This window comes from Paenibacillus sp. M2, assembly GCF_046713495.1.
In the GTDB taxonomy this organism is placed as follows: Bacteria; Bacillota; Bacilli; order Paenibacillales; family Paenibacillaceae; genus Paenibacillus; species Paenibacillus amylolyticus_B.
The window spans coordinates 4,619,110-4,639,846 of record NZ_CP169648.1; the positions used below are offsets into that span (position 1 = coordinate 4,619,110).

29 protein-coding genes are annotated in these 20,737 nt (G+C 35.3%); all 29 read right to left on the bottom strand.

Features of this window, described 5'->3' with window-relative positions:
* Nucleotides 1-7: 7 nt before the first annotated feature.
* Complete coding sequence (locus ACETMN_RS20980) at nucleotides 8-3,934, bottom strand: PHP domain-containing protein (protein ID WP_411735062.1); 3,927 nt, start codon at nucleotides 3,932-3,934, stop codon at nucleotides 8-10.
* A gap of 139 nt (nucleotides 3,935-4,073) precedes the next feature.
* Nucleotides 4,074-4,352 carry a hypothetical protein gene (locus ACETMN_RS20985; protein WP_091017648.1) on the bottom strand — a complete coding sequence of 93 codons (279 nt, stop codon included), beginning with the start codon at nucleotides 4,350-4,352 and terminating at the stop codon, nucleotides 4,074-4,076.
* Entirely contained in the window at nucleotides 4,343-5,287 is a 945-nt protein-coding gene (locus ACETMN_RS20990; protein ID WP_091017650.1) for a ParM/StbA family protein, read from the bottom strand. Before ACETMN_RS20990 ends, ACETMN_RS20985 begins: the two co-directional genes overlap by 10 nt.
* A gap of 167 nt (nucleotides 5,288-5,454) precedes the next feature.
* Nucleotides 5,455-5,721 (bottom strand): hypothetical protein, encoded by a 267-nt coding sequence (locus ACETMN_RS20995; protein ID WP_411735063.1) that lies wholly within the window; start codon nucleotides 5,719-5,721, stop codon nucleotides 5,455-5,457.
* Nucleotides 5,722-6,135: 414 nt separating this feature from the next.
* Nucleotides 6,136-6,687, bottom strand: a complete 552-nt coding sequence (locus ACETMN_RS21000) for a hypothetical protein (RefSeq protein WP_411735064.1) — start codon at nucleotides 6,685-6,687, stop codon at nucleotides 6,136-6,138.
* A 232-nt stretch (nucleotides 6,688-6,919) separates the two neighbouring features.
* Complete coding sequence (locus tag ACETMN_RS21005) at nucleotides 6,920-7,171, bottom strand: hypothetical protein (RefSeq protein ID WP_411735065.1); 252 nt, start codon at nucleotides 7,169-7,171, stop codon at nucleotides 6,920-6,922.
* Between the two features lie 41 nt (nucleotides 7,172-7,212).
* Complete coding sequence (locus ACETMN_RS21010; protein WP_411735066.1) at nucleotides 7,213-7,701, bottom strand: hypothetical protein; 489 nt, start codon at nucleotides 7,699-7,701, stop codon at nucleotides 7,213-7,215.
* Nucleotides 7,702-7,714: 13 nt separating this feature from the next.
* Nucleotides 7,715-8,101, bottom strand: a complete 387-nt coding sequence (locus tag ACETMN_RS21015) for a hypothetical protein (RefSeq protein WP_411735067.1) — start codon at nucleotides 8,099-8,101, stop codon at nucleotides 7,715-7,717.
* 61 nt (nucleotides 8,102-8,162) lie between these two features.
* Entirely contained in the window at nucleotides 8,163-8,801 is a 639-nt protein-coding gene (locus tag ACETMN_RS21020; protein ID WP_091017659.1) for a sigma-70 family RNA polymerase sigma factor, read from the bottom strand.
* A gap of 183 nt (nucleotides 8,802-8,984) precedes the next feature.
* Nucleotides 8,985-10,814, bottom strand: coding sequence for a hypothetical protein (locus tag ACETMN_RS21025; protein WP_091017661.1), 1,830 nt, complete (start codon nucleotides 10,812-10,814; stop codon nucleotides 8,985-8,987).
* Entirely contained in the window at nucleotides 10,815-11,351 is a 537-nt protein-coding gene (locus tag ACETMN_RS21030; RefSeq protein ID WP_091017662.1) for a hypothetical protein, read from the bottom strand.
* Between the two features lie 11 nt (nucleotides 11,352-11,362).
* Nucleotides 11,363-11,707 (bottom strand): hypothetical protein, encoded by a 345-nt coding sequence (locus ACETMN_RS21035; protein WP_091017664.1) that lies wholly within the window; start codon nucleotides 11,705-11,707, stop codon nucleotides 11,363-11,365.
* 33 nt (nucleotides 11,708-11,740) lie between these two features.
* Nucleotides 11,741-12,340 carry an HNH endonuclease gene (locus ACETMN_RS21040; protein ID WP_411735068.1) on the bottom strand — a complete coding sequence of 200 codons (600 nt, stop codon included), beginning with the start codon at nucleotides 12,338-12,340 and terminating at the stop codon, nucleotides 11,741-11,743.
* 44 nt (nucleotides 12,341-12,384) lie between these two features.
* Nucleotides 12,385-12,666, bottom strand: coding sequence for a hypothetical protein (locus tag ACETMN_RS21045; protein ID WP_091017782.1), 282 nt, complete (start codon nucleotides 12,664-12,666; stop codon nucleotides 12,385-12,387).
* A gap of 182 nt (nucleotides 12,667-12,848) precedes the next feature.
* Nucleotides 12,849-13,193 carry a hypothetical protein gene (locus ACETMN_RS21050; RefSeq protein ID WP_091017667.1) on the bottom strand — a complete coding sequence of 115 codons (345 nt, stop codon included), beginning with the start codon at nucleotides 13,191-13,193 and terminating at the stop codon, nucleotides 12,849-12,851.
* 31 nt (nucleotides 13,194-13,224) lie between these two features.
* Nucleotides 13,225-13,587: a hypothetical protein gene (locus tag ACETMN_RS21055; RefSeq protein ID WP_091017669.1), complete on the bottom strand. Its 363-nt coding sequence runs from the start codon at nucleotides 13,585-13,587 to the stop codon at nucleotides 13,225-13,227.
* Nucleotides 13,587-13,994 carry a YopX family protein gene (locus tag ACETMN_RS21060; RefSeq protein WP_091017671.1) on the bottom strand — a complete coding sequence of 136 codons (408 nt, stop codon included), beginning with the start codon at nucleotides 13,992-13,994 and terminating at the stop codon, nucleotides 13,587-13,589. Before ACETMN_RS21060 ends, ACETMN_RS21055 begins: the two co-directional genes overlap by 1 nt.
* A gap of 37 nt (nucleotides 13,995-14,031) precedes the next feature.
* Nucleotides 14,032-14,256, bottom strand: a complete 225-nt coding sequence (locus ACETMN_RS21065; protein WP_091017672.1) for a hypothetical protein — start codon at nucleotides 14,254-14,256, stop codon at nucleotides 14,032-14,034.
* A 14-nt stretch (nucleotides 14,257-14,270) separates the two neighbouring features.
* A complete protein-coding gene (locus ACETMN_RS21070; protein WP_179198562.1) occupies nucleotides 14,271-14,621 on the bottom strand; it encodes a hypothetical protein in 351 nt (116 codons plus the stop codon).
* Between the two features lie 234 nt (nucleotides 14,622-14,855).
* Complete coding sequence (locus tag ACETMN_RS21075) at nucleotides 14,856-15,071, bottom strand: hypothetical protein (RefSeq protein WP_091017675.1); 216 nt, start codon at nucleotides 15,069-15,071, stop codon at nucleotides 14,856-14,858.
* Complete coding sequence (locus ACETMN_RS21080) at nucleotides 15,064-15,573, bottom strand: hypothetical protein (protein WP_091017677.1); 510 nt, start codon at nucleotides 15,571-15,573, stop codon at nucleotides 15,064-15,066. Before ACETMN_RS21080 ends, ACETMN_RS21075 begins: the two co-directional genes overlap by 8 nt.
* Before the next feature lie 249 nt (nucleotides 15,574-15,822).
* Complete coding sequence (locus ACETMN_RS21085) at nucleotides 15,823-16,302, bottom strand: hypothetical protein (RefSeq protein WP_091017680.1); 480 nt, start codon at nucleotides 16,300-16,302, stop codon at nucleotides 15,823-15,825.
* Nucleotides 16,303-16,464: 162 nt separating this feature from the next.
* A complete protein-coding gene (locus ACETMN_RS21090; RefSeq protein WP_411735069.1) occupies nucleotides 16,465-16,794 on the bottom strand; it encodes a hypothetical protein in 330 nt (109 codons plus the stop codon).
* A 139-nt stretch (nucleotides 16,795-16,933) separates the two neighbouring features.
* Nucleotides 16,934-17,434, bottom strand: a complete 501-nt coding sequence (locus ACETMN_RS21095) for a lysostaphin resistance A-like protein (protein ID WP_411735070.1) — start codon at nucleotides 17,432-17,434, stop codon at nucleotides 16,934-16,936.
* Nucleotides 17,435-17,525: 91 nt separating this feature from the next.
* Nucleotides 17,526-18,041 carry a dihydrofolate reductase gene (locus ACETMN_RS21100; RefSeq protein ID WP_411735071.1) on the bottom strand — a complete coding sequence of 172 codons (516 nt, stop codon included), beginning with the start codon at nucleotides 18,039-18,041 and terminating at the stop codon, nucleotides 17,526-17,528.
* Nucleotides 18,038-18,832: a thymidylate synthase gene (thyA, locus tag ACETMN_RS21105; protein ID WP_411735072.1), complete on the bottom strand. Its 795-nt coding sequence runs from the start codon at nucleotides 18,830-18,832 to the stop codon at nucleotides 18,038-18,040. The genes ACETMN_RS21100 and thyA overlap by 4 nt, the downstream gene beginning before the upstream one ends.
* Complete coding sequence (locus ACETMN_RS21110) at nucleotides 18,833-19,051, bottom strand: hypothetical protein (protein ID WP_411735073.1); 219 nt, start codon at nucleotides 19,049-19,051, stop codon at nucleotides 18,833-18,835.
* A 93-nt stretch (nucleotides 19,052-19,144) separates the two neighbouring features.
* Complete coding sequence (locus ACETMN_RS21115; protein ID WP_411735074.1) at nucleotides 19,145-19,669, bottom strand: HAD family hydrolase; 525 nt, start codon at nucleotides 19,667-19,669, stop codon at nucleotides 19,145-19,147.
* 21 nt (nucleotides 19,670-19,690) lie between these two features.
* Complete coding sequence (locus ACETMN_RS21120) at nucleotides 19,691-20,722, bottom strand: ribonucleotide-diphosphate reductase subunit beta (RefSeq protein WP_411735075.1); 1,032 nt, start codon at nucleotides 20,720-20,722, stop codon at nucleotides 19,691-19,693.
* Nucleotides 20,723-20,737: the final 15 nt, after the last annotated feature.

The window sequence follows — 20,737 nt, forward strand, 5'->3', positions numbered from 1 at the left end:
TTCCTCCTTAGACTTTTACTCTTTCCTGTGTCACTTTGATATTTCCACTTGAATCAATTTTGTTAATAAGCATTGTTGTATGCTTTACTGGAGAGTCTTTATATCTGTATGGTCTGAATTGGGAGCCTCTTCTATATCCATATAAAACAAGTTTATTGCCTCTTCCAAACCAAGTTTTTTCTACTATTTCCTTTGTTCCGTCTGGTTTGGGTTTAGATATTTGTTTGTTGTAGTGAGCAAATGCTCCATCATAATACTTAACAGTGACGACCCCATCTACTGTTAGTAAAGTAACTGTATTTTTATTCTTATCTTTATCAAGAACAGTTCCAGCAATCAAAGACAACTTATACTTAGGTCTTGCTCCATTTCTAAATTGCATCATTTCAGTAACAATCGGATCTTCTGGTAAACTGCTGTAATCAACAATTCCATATCTATCTTTATCAATATCTTTCAATTCATGTTCCGTGTAGTAGAACGATAGTGAATCCATTTCCCACTTGCTAATAGTACCTTCAGCATATGTATTCCATTCTTTTTCATACTGCTTAGTGTTGAATTGCTCTAACACCTCTTGAGTGGATAGCCATTCCTTAATACCTTCCATCTTCTTGTCATATTCTTTTTTAAAGCTTGACTCTCTTATTACTGGGAAGTTTTTGTGGTAATCAACTATACCCTCTCCTGAGAAGTGTTCATAGTAAAATGGAGTTGAAGTTTTATCGAGCGTATATAGTTTGTCTTTACCGTCTTTTTTGTGAATGTGTTTCATAACATACTTTCTAAAGTTGAAAAGTTTTGTGTAATTGCTCATTTCGATTGGTATGATCTTACTTTCAATAACTGCATTTAAATTCTGTAGATTCAATTTCGTTTTGGGTACATACAACTTAGCGATAAATTCAGTCATAATGTTAATTCGATTACCAAATTCTTCGAAGCATCCAGCCTTAATTAACTGCAATACTTGTGACTTCTTGATAATTGATGAATCATGCATTCTAACCAAGAAATCATCGAAATTAGTGTATGGTCGGTTTTTGATTATATTCTGAACCACATCATCACCAATTCCATTGATACCTTTTAATCCGAAAATAATTTGATTGTTTTGAATATCAGGTTCAAAACCGAACCCCGCTTTATTGATACTTGGGAGGCCGATCATTACACCGCGACTCTGCATATTACCTATTGCTGCTGCAATTTTGCCATAGTTAGTTGATTGAGCTTTGTGGTTTTCTTCTTCATCGCTGTCATCATCAATTGAAGCTGAGTTTACAGTCAAGCAAGCCGTTCTCCAATAGATAGGATCATAGTTTATGTTAAGGTTAGCTTCTTGTAGGGCAATAATTGAATACGCAAGTGTATGCAACACAGAGAACGAATATCCAAGCTGCCTTACTATCTGAACATTCCAAACATAATCTAGAATTTCTTGGCGATTGCCTAACTCCAATCCCTTTTGATAGAAGGTGTTTTTAATATCTTCTATTTCGTCCGCTTTCTTCTTCGCAATTACTTTTCTAAGTTTGTTGGCATCCTTGATTGAGAATCCTGCTACCTTTTTGTCCATTGATAGTAACATGATTGATTCCTGTGTATCAGCAACACCGTTCAGTTTAAGTAGATGGTTTTCCATTGTCTCAATTTCGGCTTGATTTAAGCCATTTTCATTAAGTTCCTCGTACCATTCGCCAATATTGTTTTTAAAACGGATAAAACTATCGATTGGTGTTTCTCTCCCATGTCCACCTCCCATAAGTCTCATAAGAGAGTTGGCTGAGGCTAATTCAATTAAATTGGTTGGCTTAGTTCTTTTAACGGTCTGAATTCCTATCTCTGTTGAAAATTGAAATAGGTCAGTAATGCTGTCTTGTCCTATTAGATCATATACTTCAGGACTCTCAATATCGATGTTTGTTGGATGCAGATACTTGTTATAGGTGGATCTCAAGTTTCCTTGCCACTCCATTAAATTATTCTCAAGTAGCTTATCCAATGAAACCCTGATTTTATCTAAACCTTCTATTGTAAGCAGATCGAATTTCATGTTAGAGACAGACTCGCAATCTTCAAGCGATAGCTGGGTAACATGAGTTCCGTTAGGAGCTGTCATCATTGCATTAGTTTTATAGTATTCTTCATTGAATACAATAACACCACTCGCATGGATACTTCTTTTATTAACTAATCCTTCAATCTTCATTGACACGTTAAGCCAATGTTCATGTTTGTTTATCTCGTTAATAAATTCTGTAACAGGCTTTCTTTCTTTTTCTTCATCACCATAAACACAATCATTCAAAGTCCAACTACTTCCACGTTCAAAAGGAATCAATCCTGAAACGTACATTGCTGTATCACTGTCGATTCCTAAGCCTCTAGCGGCAGTCTGAACTGCTGATTTGGATGCCTCAGTACCAAAAGTGCAGACTTGCAATACTCTGTCTTCACCGAAGTATTTTTTAAGTTGTTTAAAGATTTGATTACGTTTTGCTGCTTCTGTATCTATATCGATATCTGGAAATTCTGGTCGTTCCGAGGTCAAATGTCTCCAATGTGGCATCTCAATATCATATTCAAGAGGGTTAATTTGAGTAATCCCCAAAAGGAAGCAAATTAAGTATCCAGCAGCGGAACCACGAGCAGGGCCAACTAGACTATTTCCACATTCATCATCCCAAATAACGTTAACAATTTCTCGAACTGTTATGTAATAGCTTGCTACTGATTGATTAAGACTTTCTGAAATTCTCCAAAGTTCTCCAAGCTCAGTATCGATTCTGTTTGCTACTTCGTGTAACTTAGTTTTACTATATGTATTATATGGCAGGTGTTCATAAAATCCGTCTTCAATAAGTTTAACTATGTATTTATCTTGTGGGTTCGGTGCATGAGCCATTTTATTTATAAATTCGTACTTGTTGTAAATTGATTTAAATAGCCCTCTTAGTTCAAATTCAGGCAAATCAATCTTTGGAATAACTGTTGGTTTAAGTATGGTATATTCTTTGATTTTGTTGCCAATTTCCATTGTGTTATCTAGAGCCTTTTTAACAATATCGTGACTCAAGTAGCTCAAACGTTCATTTATTTCTTCGTGGTTCTGTACAAAGGTGGCTTCGTAAAAGGCATCAACTTCTCGCTCTCCGTCTTTTGAATTAAGGAATGCTTTATGGACGATTCGATCTTCTGGACGTAAGTAGTGGCTATCAGTTGTAACAATGTATTTAAGATCAAATTTTTCAGCTAATTTTAATAATTCTTTATTACAATAAATTTGCTCCTCACTATATGCTGGCTGGAGCTCAAGGTAGAAATCATTTTTTCCAAACACTCCAATACACCAGTCAGTAAACTCACATACTCTTTTATATGCTTCTTTTGCTTTACTTTCCTCTCCCTGCTCCAGATAATGCTTCATCTCTAGAAGACCGATACAGTGTGGGGAGCCCAAACATGCGCTTGAGGCAATTAAATGTCCGGGATCTTCATCTACTATTGATTTCAGAAAATCCTTAACTGTTGGAGTTCTTAACATTGGGCCTGTGAAGTATGACTGATTCCATGCAACAGAGCTCATATGTCGAATTTGTTCATGCCCAGTTTCATCTTTAGCCAACAAAAGAAAATGAGGAAACTTGGTGACTCCACCGGATTTATAGTTGTCTCTTACTTCCTCAAGACTGTCCACTAAATAAATTTCATTGCCTAGAATCAGTTTGAAATCTTTATCAATTTTACCTTCTTCTTTTAACTTTTCTGTGGCTTGGATCGCTTTAACGTGAGCTGAAATTGATTCGTGATCTGTGACAGCAACACCCTTATGTCCCATATCATGGGCTGTTTGTATCAATTCATCTACTCGATTGGTAGTATCTCGAAGCTTTAAATTCGAACCCCTATCGATATGATTGTGGAGTAGCATCGAATTACATTGGTTGCACAATTGGTTAAGCCACCTCCATTTTAATGAAATATTGATTTTATTTATTATTTATTAATGAAAAATTGAATTTAACCACCACCTTTAATGAAGTAATATCTATGTATAAGTAGGCCGAAGCCTACATTGAACCAAACAGCTCATCTAGTTTTTCTTCAAATGATTCCACGCTCTCTGGTTCCCTTGAATCGAGAGGAGTTTCAGTGTTATTAGAGAACTCATCGGAGTGTGAAGGATAAGAACTAATTAAATGTACTTGTTCTTCTCCTCCAAAAAATAATAGACGCAACGCCTTTCTAACAATGTCACTCTTATCTTCATGTGGAGGCAATCTCTTCCAAACTCTGATTAAATCTTCATCTTTGTTAGGTCTAAGTCTTGCTCTTGCTGCTATTTCCATGATTTCTTACCAATCTTCCCATAACCTCTTACTTGCGCAAGTTGATCCATTAGAATCTTATTGGGAAGATTAAGATGTTCGTATACGTATCTTGCTGCACCACCAGCAATTAAATAGATGTCGAATTCTATATTTAGACTTTCAATTTCATTTTTGATCTGTGATCCTAATGATTTAAATGCTCTGTGGATTAAAGGTGTGATATCATGCCCTTGATATTTACCTGTTATTACAAAAGGATCTAATTCATAAATTGCTGGAGTGTGTCCAGTCAGTTTTTGTATGTAACCTTGCAAAAGAATGTATGCTTTTTCTACTCCAACCAAAACGCTTTTGGACTCCTTCATTATGCTAGACTTACTGAACCCCAATAAATTTAAAGTGTAGAAGCCTAAATCAACAGTTAATATTTTTTGTTGAGCTGCTTTTACTTTCGTTATTTTCCCATCATCGTCAAGTAGAAAATCCATTGTGACTCCTAGACCTTGTGGGACAATCTTACATTCTTCTATGACAGGCTGAACTGAAATGTTATTTCCTCTACCTTTGCGAATTGTATATTCCCCTTGATCTGCCAAACCTAGAATTTTCTCTTTGAAAGGTTCTTTTTGTGTAAAGTAAAAGTTTATTGGTAATCCACTAACTAAATGCACTCTGTCTTTCTTAGCCAGATAGCCTAAGGTTGTCTTCATTACAACATCACTTGTTTCTGCTTCTGCTTTTTTATTATTAAGAGAGAAATATTTGATGTCGCTGTATTCCAATGCAACATTGCCTACAAAAAGTTCATCATTATATATAAAATGGTCTGACTTTATGTTCTGCTCAAACATGTCCTTCGCTTCACCTACTATGGTTGGTTGACGATAAAACTTCCCTCCTCTCTCTGCTTTAGTCCACTTAAACCCCAGATCTAAGTTCAATGTATTAAACAAAATGGTACAACCTCCTTAGAGATATGCTACAAATGTCCTAGAATGGCACACTTGAGTACATTCGTGTACATTTGTAGCCTCAAAATCTAAATTGATTATACCACTAAAATAATATAATGTACATATTTTTATTCTTATTTTTATGTCTCAGTAAAATTGATGTTTCATCAGGAATTTGCCTTCAAAAAAGGTTGATATCTCAAGGATAATTCAGTTAACCATTCTTCGTTATTACACTTTTCACTTCGAGTGACCAAAGCAAGATCGATCATCGAGGATAATTGTTCTCCAGTTAATTCAACATCATCAATTTCTACATCACAGTAAAATCTAACAATCTCATGGAACTTGCTTGGATTGGTAACAGCATTCAATTTGTTTTCTATGTATAATTCTAGATTAACTGTAGCTTCTGGATATTCTTTCTTTATCATGTTGACTGCCTCATGGTATGTAAACTTTCTCAGGCCGTCTCCGTCAAATTGAAAGTAGATAATGAAACTATTGAAGTGAAGTCTTCTTAATATATAGTCATACGTTACAGTGTTCTGATCGAAAATGTACTCCATGTTTAAAGTCTTATCTTTAAATGCTGGATAGAATACTCTCAAATGCTTATCAAATAGCTTAAACAAGTCCTTATCATTTAGTTTTATCATATGTATTTACCTTCCTATCAAAATGGATCATTCTCGTTTTGGTAATATTCTAATCCGTAATTAAGCTGCCACTCGGTCAATTTTACTATGTATTTGTCATACTTCTCCTTCTCAATCAAGCCATTTTCAAATCTCATATTTATTATTTTAGTGTAATTATGTATTTGAATAATGTAGCACCTCTGCTCCCTATTTTGAACGTAACTCCAATACCTGTTCTTTTCTAATCTTCAGCTCTTCTAAAATCAGCTCCTCGGGAATTAAATTGCCAAATCCCACAGTGTCTCTTGTAAATGGGCTATCTATACCTACATTGATCTGATTAACATGGCTTGATGGCCTACTATGAATATGTCCGTGAATCGAGTATGCATTAGGTGTCAACCCGATCTCAATCGGATAATGGAATAAGAATAGATGCTGCTTATCAATTTTTCTAACAATCATATTTTCAACTTCTTCAAAGCAATGAGCCATTTTCTTTATTGCATTAGCATTATCGTGATTACCAACTGTAAGATGGATCTTACCTTTTAGTCTAGGGATGATCATCTCCCATTTAGTGATTCCACCAAATACAAAGTCTCCGAGATGATAAACTGTATCATTACTGTTTACTATGTTATTCCATTGCTCAATTAAGTGCTCATCCATTTTTTCAATTGAATTGAACGGCCTGTTTTCATGTTGGATGATATTTTTATGTGAGTAATGAGTGTCTGATGTGTAGTATACTGACAATTTTACTAATCCTCCTTTACTTTTAGAGGTGTGTAACAATCTGAACAAATGATCCATGTGCATGTATCTAAACAATTTGAAAATTGATACCATTTACATGGTGCAAAGTACTCTTTGTTTGATGTATATTGTGGTACAGTGTTACAGTTCTTGCAAAACAGCGAATCGCTATTACTATGTATTCTTGCTGAAGGCTTGTGTCCTAGTATGCCTGAGTGCTTTTTCACCTTTTTCATTCATTGACTCCACATATTTTGCACAGATCGTAAATCAAATGAGCAGTGTAGCGTTTACCACCATCTTTTTCATACCTGCCTTCAAAGTCTAATTGAGCACTATTTAATTTTAAATAATCACACCACGTAGATGAGACACATCCAAATCCATGTGCATCATATTTATACCTTTCATCCTCACGAGTGTATGGGCAGTATCCTTTGTCATCATAACAGTACATTCCTTTGGGAATTACACTTTCGTCCATCTTGATTGCATCTTCCTTCCTTTCCTAGTTAAATGTATCTTTTACAAAGAATCATTCACTTCTTTTAGTTGATCAATCACATCACACATATACCAGTACAAGTCACTTATTTCTTCAGACTTGTAACCGTCAAGAAAGATCCAATAACATTCATTTTCATATGAAACATTAACAGCTCTAACGCTATAAATTTTATGCCATCCAAGATGCTTTTCTTTTAAATCACCAGTTTGTTCTATGTATTGTTTAAAAGCTTTATTAAATTGTTCGTAACAACTAATAACATCGTCAATCGTTTCAAATCCCATATACCCCTCCACTCCAATATGGTATTGATCTTTGTCGGAGTACCAAACCCTATCTTTCCAAACACTAAAATCATCGTTTTGATAATTGAAAACTTCTTTCGCCTGTCCTTTTTCTAGTGCTTCATCAAACTTACCCTGTTTATAAGCTTTATAGTAAAAGGCTTGTCTGATTGACTCCATTTCCTTGGAATAAAATAAATCTTTCAGTTGATGATTGCCCATTCCCATTTCCCCTTTAATATTTCAATTTCAAAACGTCAATTATTTCTTTTACTAGTTCATTCCTTTTATTTTGACTCACTTTTTTACTCTCCATCATCCAATTTCTTTTAACTTGAGAGCTATGATATCTACCTACTACTCTAATCCAATAGTTAAAGACGAGATGGTGTGAGTTAGGTATTTCAGAAAGCACATTGTTGGCAAATTGATTTATGAAGTTTGAATCGACATCTTCATCAAACATTACATAAAGTCGATCAATTTCCTTATGTCCAATACAGCAATACTTGGTTTTTAAATTTGCTCTAAAGTTAAGTAGATCGATTATTTCAAGCATTTCTTTGTCAATATCATTATAGGGTATGCTGTGTTCTGTGAATTTTTCTTCTAAGGTTTTCAAATTATAACCTCACAATTCTATGTAAAATATAAGTTTCATTTAAATCTATGTATTCTATGTATTATGCAAATGCTGGAGTTAATTTCTTCAAAACATTTTTATATTGAAAATGAGTTGTTTGTCTTGTTTGATTAATCTCTTTACCAATATCAGATATACCCATACCATCGAAGAAGTATTTTTGAGCAACCACACGTTCTTTTTCGTTAAGTTTGGTTTCCATAAGTCCAATAAGCTGATCATTAAATTCGTCCTCTTCGATCTGGCTAAACCTTGAAAACTCTTCGTTTGATAAAATATCGGCAATTGTCTTATCGCTTCCATCACCTGATTTTCCAATGGGTGTTTCAATGCTTACTGCTTGAAATGAACCACGACACTTCATGTGTTTATAGCGTTCTGCCTTCACAAACTCCATCCATACAATTCGACCAGCATACGAGACAAACTTAATCTTCTTTGTTAAATCATATGTATCAAACGCAACAATCAAACCGAACAATCCTAAACTTACCAAATCATCTAAGTCGTCCGTGTATCCAGCTTTCTTCCACTTGTTTGCCAGCTTTACTGCGATACGAATATTATTGTTGATTACCTTGTCTTTCAGCTCTTTACTATCTGTTTCTTTTGCAACCTTAATCATTTCTTCATTGTCAAAGTTAGGATCATATTGTTGTAGCATCATTTTAAAATTCATTTTCTCTACCTATTACATATGCAACTCTGGCACATGCCCTTATTTATGTATTTGTGTTGACGATAATTTTTGTTAAATATATAATATAGTTACAATAGACGAAGGTTTAACCGAGAGCAGTCATTACCTTAATTGGTGTGGCTGCTCTTTTTTTGTTGTAAAACAAGTGTTTCATTAAGACTGTTATGCCAGTGACAAACCATCAATCAGACAGTCGTACAGATCTTTCGGTCTTTCTACTTCGTCAAAATTCATTAAGTTAACTGCTCGAACAATCTCTTTCAAGTTCCGCAAGAGGAACTTATAGTCGCTTATATCTAGATTCTCTTCGTTACTTTCCCTCAGCTTACTGTCATCGATTACTGATCTATCTATGTATACCTTGTTGTTAATGTAGTCATGCACAGCTACAAATTCTTCTTCGATCTTTTCAATTGTATGGTTTAATACCTCAATTTGAGTTTGCTTTAGCACCATTACGTCACCTATAGAGAACACATTCCTGCTAAACCCTATCATTCGACTAATCATGTCCATTAACATTAGGGCTCGGCTCTCTTTTTTACTTAGCTCAGTATTTGAGATAGATGCTTTAATCAACGTGTTCTCAGTTAGTTCTGAGATATGTACAATGTTTTGATCCCTGCCCAATGTCTCTAATATTCCGCTTTCTATTTTGTTCCTCGATACAATCACTTTTAATTTGTAATGCTCTGCAATTTTAAATTTCTTCTCATGTTCGACAATTTGATCAAACGATAACCAAAATACTGGCTCAGAGCTAAAGTCGATCTGTTGTCCTTTTCTTTCTTCGATTCTATCCTCATCAATTTCGGGTTCACTTCGTCCACCAGATGATCCTTCACTTCCATACCAAGTAGAAATACCTTCTGCTTCTGGAGCTTTGTTATTAACCTCTTGAGTAAATTCAATCTCTTTATGATTTGATTCAGATTGTTTGGCTGCTTCTGATTTAATAAAAACCTCATATTGATTGACGCTTCTGATTTCTGGATTCTTTCTTTTAGCTAAAGCGATGCTATTAAGATATTTCGAATCATCTTTATTCTCAGTATCGAACACTAGAAATGACATCTCATTTTTCAATTTCCCCTTGTCTACATTCCATGAAATAGCATCGATATGTTTTTCAATGTGTCTCTGTTCCCCCTGTAGGAAACTGTTATTGGCAAGCTCTTTGGTATACCTCGATACTTCCTTTAAGAATTCAAAATACTTATCATCCCTAATGATATCTTTGCGATCTGGAGAGGTAAGATTAAGTGTCTTATCATTGATGTGCAGATCGCCTTTTACATAATAATAGCTATCAAGTTTAGTCACCAATCTACCCTTATAGAACACTTTTAGTTCTTGGCTGAATCCTGAGTTCAATGCAATCCAGCCTTGAATATTATCCGATTCAATCACACTAGAAAACACGCTGCCATCCGTATCTGTCAAATTCTTTTTTGGTTGAAGCTTATCGTCACAATAGATATCTAACTCGTGTATGTATTTACCTAGTAGCTCAATTCGTTCGCAAATTAGAGATGCTGATACTTCTGTAAAGTCAAAGTTATTCAGTATCAATTTGAAACCTTCATATGTATTGTCTGTCTCTGTTACTGCAATGTTTGTTTTGTTATTCTGAATCATCTCACCAACATTAAAGACAATATGTTTATTCCCCGTAAACACTTCGATGTTATCACTCACAGTAATGTTACTGAAAAACCCCATCCCAAACGGTGATTCTGATCTTTGGATATCTTCATCCCACTCTGACTCAGCGATTGAGAATAGAGCTTGTGGATTTAAAAGTGTCTGACCATTGTTTTCGATTGTTACTTTATTGTTGTAATAGTCTATCGTCACTCTAACCTCAGTAGCCTTGGCTCGTTGAGCATTCTGAACATCTTCATCAAGAAATGATAATTTGTCCTTGAAAGTGCTCTGTCGCAGCAGCTTTAATTGGTTAATCACGTTAACCTTTACTTGAACATTACTCAATTAATTGTCCTCCTTTTTGCGAGAAAACATATCAACTGCATCCATAACATCTAGTTCATATTTTTCATTTTTGTAAAGTTGAGCTACACCTTCATTCATTAAAATACTCTTTTTCCACATGAGCAGTTTAGCGTTGTCTTTTTGTAATCCCTTAATCATATTATCGTTGCTAATCATCTTACTCCTAATCGACTCGACAACTAAATCAACACTCTTTTTAGCGTTTCTATTGACCAGATACTTTTCACCCCGATACCCCCTAGGAATATGAAGTTTGTCTGTGTCATCATAGAGATAAAATTCTTCCCTTGTTACTTCTTTGGCATCATCTACCATCATTACAAAACTCATTCGATCCTCAATACCATTTACCAAATACCATTGTTCATTATTATCAAACTCCTTAGTAATGCTGTTACTCCAATAAGTATCGAAAGCCCACATGAGTCCATTCTCACTCATAACCGTATGTACAATTCCATGTCTACAACCTGCGTTGCTATTATCAATCCTATAAATTGCTCTTTCTTGGATCATTTTATCTCTCCTTATTTGACTGTAGGATTTAACACTGTCAACAAATCTTCAACCTTAACATGTGAATATCTGGCGACTTCATTTCTTGCTGCTCTCCAAGTGTCTTCGTCTATTTCTTTGTTTCTAAGCTCTGCAACTATCTTATTCATAAGACGTTTAGCATTTCTATTTATATCTATGTATTCAGCCGTACTTAGCGGTATCGCACTCTGAGTTTTCTCATCGTATCCAGAGCAGACACGTCTATCGTAAACTTCGGTCTGATAGTAATATTCAAGCCATCTGATGAATGCATATTCATATTTGTCTTGGCTTGGCGAAGTGATTATCCCATAATATTCACGATGAAAATCCACGGATTGACCTCCTTTCTGTGTAAAACAGGTAATTCATTTAGATTTTTGCAGTAGGCTATAAACATCCGACTCTATCCATTTATGTATTTTCAGTACTCTTTTAATTGAATAATGTTCGTTGTATTTCGCATACCAATCCTCAAATGTGAAACTATTTTTAGAACTGTTGCAGTTTGTACATGCTGGTACACAATTAGTGATATCGTTAACACCTTCATTTATGAAATGATCTTTACAAAAATCTTTGCGATGTTCTATAAATTGATCCTCCCATGTCTTACCACAGTAGGCGCATCTGAAGTTGAAATACCTACGACATTCCCACCATTCTTCTTCGGATATATCGTGCTTTTTAACTTCTCGGTTTTGATGGTATTGTAAAGACCTGTCTTTGTTTTTCTGATACCATTTTTTTCTCGTTCCTTTCTTCAGCGATCTTCGTTGTTGTTCCCTGTTTAATAATTTGGTCTCAGGTTTATCGACATATTTACTTCTAATTTCTTTTTTTCTTGCTGGATTATCCAATTGCCACTTGTAACTTCTGGCCTTAGTACATTCCTTACATTCTGGATAATGATAAATATAATTCCCCTTAGACACTGACGCTCTGTTTTGCGAATAAAATTCATCCAAGCTCTTTATATTGTTGCATCTGGTGCATTTTTTTGATTCTATTATTAACTCTCCCTTATTTCATCTTTCATGGCTTCCCATAGTGCATCAACTAATTCTTGTCCTTCGTAATGCCCATCAGTAAGAAAAGTACACACATTCCATTTCCCATCTATAATACTTTTGCCAATTGTTACTTCATCCAAATAGTCGATCATCTTACCAATATCCATCTTTCTATGGTGATAATTAGCCCAGTCTTTACGAGACACAATGTCGTTAAAGAAAGAGTAAAATCGTTCTTCTGTTATTTCTTTAGCTTGCTTTGGCGTTATATGATATTTCATCTTTGCCTCCATTTAGTTTCTGTCTCTGTAATCTTGAATACTTACTTCTCCACCAGCATAATTGTAATCTTTAAGGATCTGCTTAATACTGTTTAGAGCGTCATTGCACCCTTTCTCACTGGGATGTTGTGAAACATTATGCAAAATATTCGAAAGTTGATTCATTGTCATCTGTAGGTAGCTCATCTATTTTCTTCTCCCCAATCTTCTTCTGTTACTGCTCTTAAAGCATCTATCAGTATGTATTCTTGTTCTTTGTCAAGTTTCATTTTAACTGAAGTGGGATAGTCTTCTTCAAATTCATCAAATGGTTTATCGTAGAACTCCACACTCTCAATGTTCCACAATTTATCATCTGGAGTTGAATTCGATTTACGACAACTTCGATACACACTTAAATATAAATGATCGCTTAATTTAATCTCCAGTCGTCCACATGCACATCCACCCTCAGTATCAAAATTCAATGTCCTATCTTTAATGCTATTTATAATATTTCTGAAGTAATCTTCTTTAATTCTTAGCATTAGCCTTCCCCCAATTTATTTCTATTTAAAACTAGACTTTCACAGACAAATTGTTTACTTGTTCTTTAAACTCTAGGAGCTCTTCAAGACTCATCAGTTTTAATCTGGAACTTAAACTTTTTAACAATTCTTCTTTTTGTTTTGTTCTTTCTACTGTTAGCCAGTATTGACTTGCACTAAGATACGCCTTATAGAAGAACGGCATTTCTGAAGCAGTCAATGTTTTCCTATTAAGACGCAATAAATATTGTCCTTCTTTCTTCATTACATAGACACTTGTCTTATTGATCTTCTCAATAATGTATTCATCTACTCCGGGTTCTGTCTTATAAAAACTTGAACTATTGATCCACAGTGATTGTCCAGTCTCTAGCTCTGTTCTTGTCTGATTCATTATTTATCCTCCAGCAGTTCAGGATTATCTTTGATGTTTCCGATAACCTCATACTTGATTACAGATGGGTCACTCTCGCTTTTGAGCCAGCTAAGTGCATTCATTCCGCAATCTATCCATGGTTCCAAGTCAAATGCAGGATAGTCTCGCTTTCCTCCGTACTCAATCACTCCAATGTAGAAATCTTTATCTATGTAGTTTGTGTCAAAGGTGATTTTTATAATGCTGCCTTCGCACATTTTTTTACCATCACTGTCGTCAATTCCAATATAACGATTGGTTAAATCAAAAGTTCCACTTACAATCTCATTCAAAACTGTATACAGTGCTGATTGGCCTTCTAAGTCCAATTTATCTCGCTCACTAATAATCCAATTGACCAACTTGTCCGCATCGATCACTTTCATTTTTATATCTCCAGCCCCTTTTTAGATTTTAATTCGATTAAGTTTCTACACAATAGTCTTCATCAATATGTATAACATCACTCAATACATGATACTGTAAGGTTTCATAGTCAATGGTTTCACCATGATTAACCTTTAAATAGTCAATGATCACTTCATCATCTGATGGATTATTCGGTCTTTTAAATGTGACATCTATTTTAATTATTAGACCGACTTCGCGCTCAGTCTTTGTCTTGAAGCACACAAGATACTGATTCATCTATTACTCCTCCTTTAATTAGGCTTTCTTCGGCTTAATCTGATTGCATTATTACTTGGTTTAACAAACTCTCTCATACGCACCCTGCTGCCATCTTTGTCATATTCCCAACCATATTTACCAGTACCTTCGCATTCCGGGCAATCAAATGAGTTCCATGGATCAAAAGGATATCCATACTCCACACGGCGTTTTCCTTCGCACTCTTTGCAATCTGGAAGGTCAAATAAGAGTAGGTTTGGATCTATTTGCTCTATATCAACCACTAACCAATCGGAGTATTTCCGCATATACTTTTTAGTTTTTCGTGAAACTTTAGCTATAGGTTTAAAAGCATAGTTGAAGTGTTTCTGATTAATTCTCATGTTTTTCCTCTTTCTCTTATTTTCGTTTTCTCTTGCTTTGTAAATTATCAATTATTCTAATGGGTAAGCCAATCACTAGGAACGGTAAAATGAAGAAGATAAAGAAATATAAACTTACAAGCGGCATCATCCAAAAGTAGTGATACCATTTCGTATATGCCTTGATTTTAAACATGTCTTTGAATGGATCTATGAACATAGAATTATCACTCCTTACTTAAACTTATAATTGACTCATAACTCTATCCGTTCGTAACCTTCAATTCCACCGTCAACGTCATAATTCAATTTGATAGGATACTCATCATCAATCAGTTCCCGAATTGCACTACGTTCGTCATAAACGATTGCACACCCGATATCATCTGTGTAACAATCTGGCCCATATTCTTCACGAAGAAACTCTGTCTTACCCTCTTCAAAATCACAAGCAATTGCAAAATTATTCATGTTTATTCTCTCCTTTTTGCATAACTGGATTATAGTCATCTCGTCCCACAGCCTCACGCAGTACGTTGTAAATCTGTGAAGCAACAACCATATTTGATGTGTTATGCATCAATTCGTTGAGGTAGTTTGACATTGTGTCTTTGCTACGTTGTGCTTCTTCAAACTCATTGCGGAGTCGAACAATTTCAATTACAAGTTTTTGATTTTCCTCAAACCCTTCTGTGGCCCATGTGTCCAAGTCTTGATTCTGCCTTTCAAGTTGTTCATTTTCTTTAAGTAGCCATCTGATATATTCAGGAGCTTTGGCGATGAAATGTGCATCATTATCATGATTGGGATTATTAAATACTTCTGGAGTATGTGCCTGAGTAATTGCGATTTGTCGATAGTTTCCTTTTAGTACATGACCATCTTTCCACTGGACGAATGTTCCGTCTGTATCCCATTCATGTTCTATACTCGCTGCCGCCAACACTTGCTTAATCTCTTCTTGCTTGCTCATAGCATTTTTCCTCCTTTATTTTTCCGATAAAATTAGATTTTCTTGGACTTATTTTTTAAACTAATTACAGCTTCCCATTCACCCTTACGTTCAGATTCAGTCATTCCACAATTGTTCACTGAAGCAAAGTGTGAACCAATCCATTTCACATTTAACATGTCTGAGGAATAACGTTTACCAGAGTTTGATATCACTGTGAATCCATGTGCACTGTACTGAGCTGCTTGTAGTAAATTCATATTTTCACCTCTAGTAATTTCCTGTAGCTATGGCATAGGCTACACTTCTCTTTAATACTTGAACATCCTTGATTATGTTTTCTTCATGAAGGATCTCGTTTTGTAATTCTTTAATTCTTTTTGCACACATCTCTTTTACATTCTCAGAACGTGTAATGAGTTGTTTGTATTTAAGTGCGGCAATCTCAGCTTCATTTTTAGCTTTGGAATATTTAATCTTCTTACGTTTTGCCAGTTCTGTTCTATGTATTTTTCTGAACTCTTTTTTGTATAACTCTTCAACTCTGTCACGAAACGTAATCTTCTTATGTTCTTTTTCAATATCTCTTTCGATTGGATACACTGTAGTAATTTTCACAGGATCTAATCCAATATGGATAGCAACTGTATGATTGAAAACGTACATGTGCGAATCAACTCCAAATTGATCTGGTACAATTCCAATGTATTCAGAGCTTTTCAGTAGTGATCTGACATAATCAGTAGCCATCTTTTTGTTTTTTGCTGTATTCAGGGAATCTTTCCTGCATTCTTTCGAAGCCGTGAGTAGAGAGTTCAATAGTTTTAGGATATTCCATGTTAATCATCTCCTTTTTGTGTTGGTAGTTCATTGTTATGTGCAGTATATATTTTGATGAAAGACGGCTTTCACTTAAACAATAGCCTTTCCAGCTTTCCAATCATAAGCGTTCTTAACCGATTTCCTAACATCAACGCATTTACTCAAGTTCTTGTACATGTCCACTACAACGTTACCTTTAAGAATGAAACAGTTGTGATAGTACTGAACGTGTCTTTCATTTTCAGTTCTCTTGATCGTTTGACCTAAAGCAATACTTCTTTCGATTTTGTACTCCACTTCACCAAATGATTCGCATTTCATAAAGCTCAGAGGGTAAAGCTCTGAATATTTATCGATAACAACACTTTTGATTTTCATATGTATTTTACCTCTTATTATTTTATTTTTGATACTTTTCATCTATGTATGTGTAACAGTATTCTTGTTCTTCATCATATCTACCTAACTCATAGCACATTTTCTTGTGCGCTTCTCTGATTCCCTCAAACGCTCTACTCCAAAACAGATATTGAATCAATTTGTTGATCATATGTATTTACTATCCTCCCATCGACATCAATAAGATTGTTATGTAGTTATAAATTGAATGACTCACTATTGTTACTAATATATTTTCACTTTTCTTGTAATGCCACGACCATACAAGTCCCAGCCAAATGTACCCTAAAACTAATGAAAAATTAAAGTGAGGAATTGCGAAAACCAATGAGCTAACTAAAGCTGCAACTATGAATCCAAGTTTTTTATCTAACCATCCAAACATAAATTTTCTACATATTAGTTCCTCTATTAAAGGACTAAACAATATGCTGTAGATGTAAACAATTGGCAAACTGATGATTGTTGTAGTGGTATCATTTGAACTTGTTAATGACGTTATAACGTTAAAACCTATAAATGATAATGCTGTAGCATAGAAAATATGCCTCCAAAAATTCAACGTAACAATATCTTTAATCTTCTCATGCGTGACCCAATGTTTGTGATTTCTGATAATTACAACTAGTAACACTGTTGGCAGTAGCAGCAATACTTTCATTTATACTGATCAATTCTCCTCTCATATCCCATCTCCTTAAATAAAAAAAGTACAGGCTCTTTAACCTGTACTTATCTTATCACACATTATTTTATTTGTACATATATCTATTCTTATTATTTCGAATATATTTAACTTTTATTTTGTAACATCTTTCGCCTTCATTAGTTTCAATTAGTCGCTCTTCAGCAACATTCCATTCATTCTCATCATAAGTTGGGAAATATACGTCCCCCTCGAATTCAGATTGAATCTCATTTATGTACATATCTTCAACATGAGAAATAAACTGTTCGTAGACTGAGGAGCCGCCTATAGCGAATGAGTCTACAATGGATTCATTTGCTATCTTAATCACTTCGTCAATATTATTAACAACAATACAATCTTCAGCTTGATAATTCTCTTTGGTGGTCAAAATGATATTTGTCCGTCTAGGAAGCGCCCTACCTATTGATTCATAAGTCTTTCTTCCCATGATTACATTTTTACCAACTGTCATATCTTTGAAGTACTTCAAATCCCAAGGTATAAGCCAAGGTAACTTACCATCATTCCCAATCAGACCATTCTTATCGGTTGCAACAATTATCGAAAGTTTACTCATACTGCAATTGGAGCTTTAATGCCCGGATGATGCTGATAGTTCTCAAATTCGAAATCTTCAAACTTATAATCAAAAATAGAATCCGGCTTACGCTTGATTACCAGCTTAGGTAAAGCATAAGGTTCACGCTCCATCTGAGTTTTAACCTGATCAACATGGTTAGAGTAGATGTGAACATCCCCTCCAGACCAGATGAAATCACCTACCTCAAGATCACATTGCTGGGCGATCATATGAGTCAAGAGCGCATAACTCGCGATGTTAAACGGCAATCCGAGGAACGTATCCACGGAACGCATCGTAAGCATACATGATAATTTACCCTCTGCAACGTAAAACTGAAATGCAAAATGACAAGGTGGAAGCTTCATATTGTTGATCTCAGCCACATTCCATGCGCTGACAAGGTGACGCCGTGAATCCGGATTATTTTTGATCGAATCAATGACTGCGGCGATCTGATCAATTTTCTCTCCATTAGGTACTTCCCATGTGCGCCATTGCGATCCATATACTGGGCCAAGATCACCGTTCTCATCAACCCAATCATCCCAGATCTTCACACCGTTTTCCTTCAGATAAGCGATATTTGTATCACCGCTCAAGAACCACAACAGTTCATGAATAACCGATTTAAGATGAATTCGTTTGGTTGTTACCAGCGGAAATCCTTCGGAGAGATCATAACGGAGTTGTCTGCCAAATACAGATTGTGTTCCTGTTCCTGTGCGGTCTCCTTTATGTACGCCGCTGTTCAGAATATCCTGCAATAAATCGATATAGTTTTTCACTTAAGATGCACACCCTTCGCAAGCAATATAATTGTCACCGACTTTCTTGCTGATTGCGATAACTTTGCCCAACTTGATATCTGACTCATCTGTAAACTCCAGATCTGCAATACGAGCAACGATAAGTTCAGCAGCTTCCTCCTTACTTGTAGCCTCTTGGCTGAACTCTGAACTTGACTTGTCGGACAAAACCTCATATGCAAACGTGTATCTCATCATTGTAAATTCTCCTTATATTTTTTTATGTTGTCTTTTGCTGTTTCTCCTAATGTTCAAATGAAAAGGCAGTGGATTAACCACCGCCCATATGTATTAGTTAAATCGCAGTGTTCCCAAATCAATTTGACGCTTGATTTCTTTCTCAATCTTTGGTTCTGGGGCTTCCCATCCATCAGGCTTAATTACTTTACCAACTGTATTATAGTGTGGCTTTCCATCTGGGAACAGCTTTTGCATGTTGGCACAATGTACAATGTTAAAAATCTCATCAGGAATAACCGATGCTTCTACAAGTCCACCTTCGGCAAAGTATTTGATGTCAATCAGAGCATCAACTTGTCCAATTAGTCGATCTTCGGGAAATGGTTTGGTTAGTTGCTTATCGTATGTATCATAAATTGAACTGATTAGATTATTTGTGAATTCACGAAATTTATCTTTGTCTCCATCAGAAGATGCATAGAGTAACTCAACCACTTCTTCCATGATAAAATTGGCTCTATTTGTAACCAACTTATCATCTAATGCTGTAGGTGTTTCTGGTGCTGGACAGTTAAATGCTTTTTGAAACTCTCGTACTTTCATGAAATCAGTTTTAATATTAATTGAATTTTGCATTATTATGTATCTATCTCCCTTTTACAAATCATCAAATCCGTTATCATCGCCAACCTTACCATAGTTACGAGATTTTGCTTCAAAGAAATCAGTTTTTGTTGAGTTTAAAGCTTCATCTGAAAATGGCTTAATCCATGGCATACAATTCACATCTACACCTTCATATGCTTTTTCCATGCCCATCAAGGTAAGTCTTTTATTTGCTGTGTATTTGATGTAGTCGCTTAGTTCATTTAGATCGATACTTTCAATCTCCTTGAGTGTGTAGTACCCCCAATTAGCCTCAAGTTGAACAGCCTTATCAATTGTTTTATAGATATATTCAATATTGTCTGGTGTGTTAAGCTCAGGAAAGTCGATCAGTAACTGTTTAAACACCTCTGCGAAAAAGTAACAGTGTTGATTTTCATCTCGCATAATATAGGATATCATTTGAGATGTTGCCATCATTTTTTGGTCACGAGCCAGATTATAGAAAAATGCAAACGTTGTATAGAAGAAAATACCTTCAAGAATCAAATCTGCCACCATTGATTTAAAGAACGTTTGTGGATTAGGGTCGTCACGGAACTCCTGATAAATGTCTGAGATGAATTGGTTCCGCTCTAGCAACACAGGATCGTGTTTCCAGTACTCAAAGATTTCTTTCTGTTCTTGATCAGATACAATTGAGGAAAGTACATAGGAATAAGACTGGTTATGTACTACTTCTTGCTGTCCAATGATTGCAGAGATTGCTTCCAACGATGAGTCTGTAAAATACCTTTTAACATCGCCAACAAACATTGTTTGCATCGAGTCCAATACCGCAAGCAGCGAAATGTTAATTTTAAATGTATCCTGTTCCACTTTACTAAGTTGAGCAAACTGTGAAGCGTCTTTAGACATAGGAATTTCATCTGCAATCCAATGATTAAGCAGCAAAACTTTGTAAAGTTTATACATGTGAGGCATTCGGATATCGTTCCAGTTAAGGATACCCGAATTCTCCCCCTCAATAATTCGCGTAGATTTGTTTGGTGCTTCCGTGTTGAAGATTTTCTGAATTTTCAATTACGTATTCTCCTT

Coding starts and splice junctions, on each gene's coding strand:
- ACETMN_RS21115 (WP_411735074.1), bottom strand. CDS start 19,669: ATGCAAAATTCAATTAATATTAAAACTGATTTCATGAAAGTACGAGAG.
- ACETMN_RS21020 (WP_091017659.1), bottom strand. CDS start 8,801: ATGAATTTTAAAATGATGCTACAACAATATGATCCTAACTTTGACAAT.
- ACETMN_RS21085 (WP_091017680.1), bottom strand. CDS start 16,302: ATGGCTACTGATTATGTCAGATCACTACTGAAAAGCTCTGAATACATT.
- ACETMN_RS21050 (WP_091017667.1), bottom strand. CDS start 13,193: ATGCTAAGAATTAAAGAAGATTACTTCAGAAATATTATAAATAGCATT.
- ACETMN_RS21010 (WP_411735066.1), bottom strand. CDS start 7,701: ATGGGCAATCATCAACTGAAAGATTTATTTTATTCCAAGGAAATGGAG.
- ACETMN_RS21005 (WP_411735065.1), bottom strand. CDS start 7,171: ATGGACGAAAGTGTAATTCCCAAAGGAATGTACTGTTATGATGACAAA.
- ACETMN_RS20995 (WP_411735063.1), bottom strand. CDS start 5,721: ATGATAAAGAAAGAATATCCAGAAGCTACAGTTAATCTAGAATTATAC.
- ACETMN_RS21090 (WP_411735069.1), bottom strand. CDS start 16,794: ATGAAAAGTATCAAAAATAAAATAATAAGAGGTAAAATACATATGAAA.
- ACETMN_RS21060 (WP_091017671.1), bottom strand. CDS start 13,994: ATGAAAGTGATCGATGCGGACAAGTTGGTCAATTGGATTATTAGTGAG.
- ACETMN_RS21070 (WP_179198562.1), bottom strand. CDS start 14,621: ATGAGAATTAATCAGAAACACTTCAACTATGCTTTTAAACCTATAGCT.
- ACETMN_RS21080 (WP_091017677.1), bottom strand. CDS start 15,573: ATGAGCAAGCAAGAAGAGATTAAGCAAGTGTTGGCGGCAGCGAGTATA.
- ACETMN_RS21100 (WP_411735071.1), bottom strand. CDS start 18,041: ATGAGTAAACTTTCGATAATTGTTGCAACCGATAAGAATGGTCTGATT.
- ACETMN_RS21110 (WP_411735073.1), bottom strand. CDS start 19,051: ATGATGAGATACACGTTTGCATATGAGGTTTTGTCCGACAAGTCAAGT.
- ACETMN_RS21095 (WP_411735070.1), bottom strand. CDS start 17,434: ATGAAAGTATTGCTGCTACTGCCAACAGTGTTACTAGTTGTAATTATC.
- ACETMN_RS21045 (WP_091017782.1), bottom strand. CDS start 12,666: ATGAAATATCATATAACGCCAAAGCAAGCTAAAGAAATAACAGAAGAA.
- ACETMN_RS20985 (WP_091017648.1), bottom strand. CDS start 4,352: ATGGAAATAGCAGCAAGAGCAAGACTTAGACCTAACAAAGATGAAGAT.
- ACETMN_RS20980 (WP_411735062.1), bottom strand. CDS start 3,934: ATGCTACTCCACAATCATATCGATAGGGGTTCGAATTTAAAGCTTCGA.
- ACETMN_RS21075 (WP_091017675.1), bottom strand. CDS start 15,071: ATGAATAATTTTGCAATTGCTTGTGATTTTGAAGAGGGTAAGACAGAG.
- ACETMN_RS21030 (WP_091017662.1), bottom strand. CDS start 11,351: ATGATCCAAGAAAGAGCAATTTATAGGATTGATAATAGCAACGCAGGT.
- ACETMN_RS21055 (WP_091017669.1), bottom strand. CDS start 13,587: ATGAATCAGACAAGAACAGAGCTAGAGACTGGACAATCACTGTGGATC.
- ACETMN_RS21065 (WP_091017672.1), bottom strand. CDS start 14,256: ATGAATCAGTATCTTGTGTGCTTCAAGACAAAGACTGAGCGCGAAGTC.